Source organism: Actinospica durhamensis (genome assembly GCF_018139695.1).
Lineage (GTDB): Bacteria > Actinomycetota > Actinomycetes > Streptomycetales > Catenulisporaceae > Actinospica > Actinospica durhamensis.
The window spans coordinates 1-4,195 of sequence record NZ_JAGSOG010000440.1 but is presented as its reverse complement, the minus strand read 5'-3'; the positions used below and the strand labels follow the sequence as shown (position 1 = coordinate 4,195).

The window sequence follows — 4,195 nt, the reverse complement described above, 5'->3', positions numbered from 1 at the left end:
GTTTCTGGGTGAGCGGGGGGCGGGGGTCGGTGCGTCGGCCGGTGACGATGATGCCGTCGACGCGGCGGCTGAGGAGGGTTTTGAGGTAGTACTGCTCGCGGATGCGGTCATCGCGGGCGTCGCAGAGTAGGACGGACATCTGTCCGGCGCCGAGGGTGTCTTCGACTCCGAGCATGACGGGGATGGAGAAGCGGCCGATGGAGTCGGTGGTGATCATGCCGACGGTGTAGCTGCGGCCGGTCTGCAGGCTGCGGGCGACGGCGTCGATCTGGAAGCCGAGGCGGTCCGCGGCCTGGCGTACCCGTGCCCTGGTCTCCTCGCGCATCGAGCCGCGGTCGTTGAGGGCCTTGGAGGCCGTGCCCACCGAGACCCCGGCCATGGCTGCCACCTCGGTGAGAGTGACCCGGGACGGAACGTCCACGATTTTTTCCTCCTTTTTCCTTGCCCGGCAATGTACCGCACCAGGACCGCACCGGGAGCAATCGATTGCGCCCCCGGCGTGGCCACGACCGCCGCCGGAGGTGTCGCCGGAACGGCCGGGAGCGCGGGTGATCGGCCCGCGGACGGCTGCCGGTATCGCGCGGGGCTTGGGCGCGCTATTCTCGTGGACGCAAACGTTTACCTTCTGGAGGGACGGCCATAATGGCTGACAGGCACGGCTCGCCGCCGGGTGTTGACCTGCGTGTTGACCCGGGGTTGCCCGCTGATTTCCCCGTTGCCCGGGGCAGCGAGGAGCGGGCGGCGGCAGGAGAGGAGGCCGTGGTCGGCCGCGCCGCCCCGGCGTCGGGCGGCGCCCGGCCCGTGGTCGCGCTCGCGCCCGGCACCGGGACGCTGCGGCCCCTGCCCGCGCTGGCGGCGCGCCTCGCGTCCGGGTTCTGGTTCGAGCGCACCGCCGTGAACGCCGCGCGTTCCCTCGCCGCCGGGCTCGCCCAACTCGAGGCGACCGGAACGCTGGAGAACCTGCGGCTCGCGGCGGGCACCGCGCAGGGGGATTACCGCGGCACATTGCCGTTCCTCGACACCGACGTCTTCAAGTGGCTCGAAGCCGTTTCCTGGCAGCTGCAGCAGGGCGAGTCGGGGGGATGGTCGCCCGCGGACGCCAAGGCCTGGTCGGTGGCGGCCGACGAGGTCATCGAGCTCGTCGCCGCGGCCCAGGCGCCCGACGGATACCTCGACAGCTACGTGGACGTCGTGCTCGGCGGGGAACGCTGGGGCGATCTGCACTCCGGACACGAGCTCTACTGCGCGGGCCATCTCATCCAGGCCGGCGTCGCACATCGGCGGGCGACCGGGCGCGAGAACCTGTACACGGTGGCGGTCCGCTTCGCCGACCTGATCGTCGAGGAGTTCGGCGAGGGCGGCCGGCGGGTCGGATACTGCGGGCACCCGCAGGTCGAGACGGCGCTGGTCGAGCTCTACCGGGAGTCCGGCGCGAGGAAGTACCTGGACCTGGCCGGGCGTTTCGTGGACCTGCGCGGCAGCGGACTGCTCGGCGAGCACCCGTTCGGGCGGCGCTACTTCCAGGACGTCACCCCCGTACGCGAGACGCACGCGGTGCACGGGCACGCGGTGCGCGCGCTTTACCTCGCGGCCGGAGTCGCGGACGTCTACCTCGAGACGCGCGAGCCGGAACTGCTGGCAGCACTCGAATCCCAGTGGGACGACATGGTGCGCGGCAAAACCTACATCACCGGCGGCACCGGATCGCGACATCGGGACGAGGCCTTCGGCGACGCGTTCGAGCTCCCGCCCGACCTCGCGTACACCGAGACGTGCGCGGCCATCGCCCTGATGCAGTGGGCGTGGCGGATGCTCCTGGCCACCGGGCACGTGCGGTACGCGGACATGTTCGAGCGGGTGCTCTACAACGGGTTCCTCGCCGGGGTCTCGCTCGCCGGAGACCACTTCTTCTACGTCAATCCGCTGCAGGTGCGCCCGCACTCGACGCTGGGCCCGGAGGGCCGGCAGGAGTGGTTCCACTGTGCCTGCTGCCCGCCGAACGTCATGCGGACCCTGGCGAGCCTGCGGCACTACCTGGCCACCGGCGACGCGGACGGCATCCAGATCCACCAGTACCTCGACGGCTCGATCCGCGCCGGTGCGGCGGGCGTGGACATCTCCACCGGCTATCCGTTCGACGGCGGGGTGAGGCTCTCCGTTCCCGCGCAGTGCGCGGGGGAGTGGACGCTCTCGCTGCGGATTCCGCCGTGGGCCCGCGGAGCCGCCGGCCTGGAGCTCGACGGCGCCGCGCTGGCTGCCGACGAGACGGAAGGCTATCTACGGGTGCGCAGATCCTGGCGCGGCGGGGAACGCGTGGAGCTGACGCTCCCGATCCGCCCGGAGCTGACGGCCGCCGATCCCCGGGTGGACGCTGTGCGCGGCTGCGCGGCGGTCGAACGCGGCCCGCTGGTCTACTGCCTCGAGCAGCGCGATCAGGAGGCGTCGATCGATGAGGTGAGGCTCCTCGGCCCGGCGCGGGACGTAGGCCCGATCCAGGTCGCGGACGTGGCCGTGCCGGGCATCGAGCTCGACGCAGAGGTCTTCGTCACGCGGGAACCGGTGCCGGAGCAGCGGGCGTCGGCGGCACCGTTACGGGCGTACGAGGCGGCGTGGGGGTATCGCCCGGTCGGCAGCGGGACGCGGCACTCGGACGTCGCCGCACACCCGCACGTGACGCTCACCGCCATCCCCTATTTCGCCTGGGCCAACAGGGATTTCGGCGCGATGCGGGTGTGGACTCCGCTGGCCTAGGACGGGTGGGGCGTGTGTGCTGCCGCACGCCCCCCACGCCACTTTTCCCTACCTTTCTCTCGGGCGGCCGGGCCCGATCGCGTTTCCCTTGACAGGCGGCACGCGACGTCCTAGCCTGCCGAACGCAATCGTTTGCGTCATCGACGAACCGGTTCGAGTCGCGGCGGGAGCACCATCGGACCGGCGGGCGAAACCGCTGGTCCACGCGAAGTCATGAAGTCGAACCGGTTCGAACAGGAGCAGTCGTGAACATAACCGAGGTGGCCCGGCGCGCCGGGGTGTCGCGGAGCACGGTCTCGTATGCCCTGAGCGGCAACCGGCCGGTCTCCGACACCACGCGGGCGCGGATCCAGAGCGTCATCGACGAACTCGGATACCGGCCCAACGCGAGCGCCCGGGCGCTGGCGAACGGCCGCACCCGCAGCCTCGGCCTGGTCTTCCCGCCCGCCAGCAGCCACTACACCGACATGCAGCTGGAGTTCATCGGCTCGGTCGCCGAGGCAGCGGCCGCCGCCGAGCACGACGTGCTGCTCTCCGCCTCGGGCGACGGCGACAGGGCACTGTCCCGCCTGGTCGAGGAGCGCCGGGTGGACGGGGTGATCATGATGGAGATCCGCCTGCACGACGAGCGCGTCGACTACCTGCTCGACGCCGGGTTCCCGTTCGTCACGATCGGACGGATCGCCGACCCGGAGCGCACCCGCTGGGTCGACCTCGACCACAGTGCCCTGACGGCGGCGTGCGTGCGCCAGCTCGCCGGGCTCGGCCACCGCACCATCGCCTTCGTCAACCGCAGCGAAAGGCTGGTGCGCGCCGGATACGAGTCGGCCCACCGCGGCCTTGACGGCTTCGAGTGCGCCGCGCAGGAACACGGCGTCGTCACCCGGGCCTACCGCTGCGACGACGACGCGGCCGCCGGCGAGGCGCTGATCGAGCGGATCCTGGCCGAGCAGCCGCGGACCACGGCCATCGTCACGGTGAACGAGGCGGCGCTCGGCGGCCTGTACCGGGGTCTGGCCAAGGCCGGGCTCTCGGTGCCGCGCGACTTCTCCATCACCGGGATCGCCGCGAGCCGGTGGGCCGAGGCGGTCACCCCGCAGCTCACCGCCGCCGACGTGCCCGCCCACCGGATGGGCCTGCTCGCGGTGGACCTGCTGCTCGAACTGATCGAGAACCCTGATTCCCCGCCGCGCCACGTCCTGCTCGACCAGCCCGTCTCGCTGCGGGCGAGCGCGGGCGCCGCGCCGGCGCGCTGACGTCGGCGCGCTCACCGCACCATCGCACCACCGCACCATCGCACCACCGAAGTTCATAGATTCCGTTTTCCAACAGAAGGAAGAGCAATGAAGCCCTCATCCTCGGTTCGTCGGGTTTTTGGCGTGGGTCTGGTGGCGTTGTCGTTGTCTGTCGCGGCGGGGTGTTCGCATGCGTCGTCGTCGGGGGG

Annotated in this window: 3 protein-coding genes; 2 read left to right on the top strand and 1 reads right to left on the bottom strand. The window is 71.4% G+C overall.

Annotated features, from left to right (window positions below; translation table 11 throughout):
- Positions 1 to 379 (bottom strand): LacI family DNA-binding transcriptional regulator (locus KDL01_RS39415; protein ID WP_212533836.1); only part of this gene is annotated, 379 nt, incomplete at its 3' end.
- A 380-nt stretch (positions 380 to 759) separates the two neighbouring features.
- On the opposite strand from KDL01_RS39415, the gene KDL01_RS39410 reads away from it, so the two are divergent.
- The gene (locus KDL01_RS39410) at positions 760 to 2,751 is read left to right on the top strand and encodes a glycoside hydrolase family 127 protein (protein ID WP_212533835.1); all 1,992 of its coding nucleotides are present in this window, start codon (positions 760 to 762) and stop codon (positions 2,749 to 2,751) included.
- Positions 2,752 to 2,996: 245 nt separating this feature from the next.
- Positions 2,997 to 4,007 (top strand): LacI family DNA-binding transcriptional regulator, encoded by a 1,011-nt coding sequence (locus KDL01_RS39405; RefSeq protein ID WP_212533834.1) that lies wholly within the window; start codon positions 2,997 to 2,999, stop codon positions 4,005 to 4,007.
- Positions 4,008 to 4,195 lie beyond the last annotated feature (188 nt).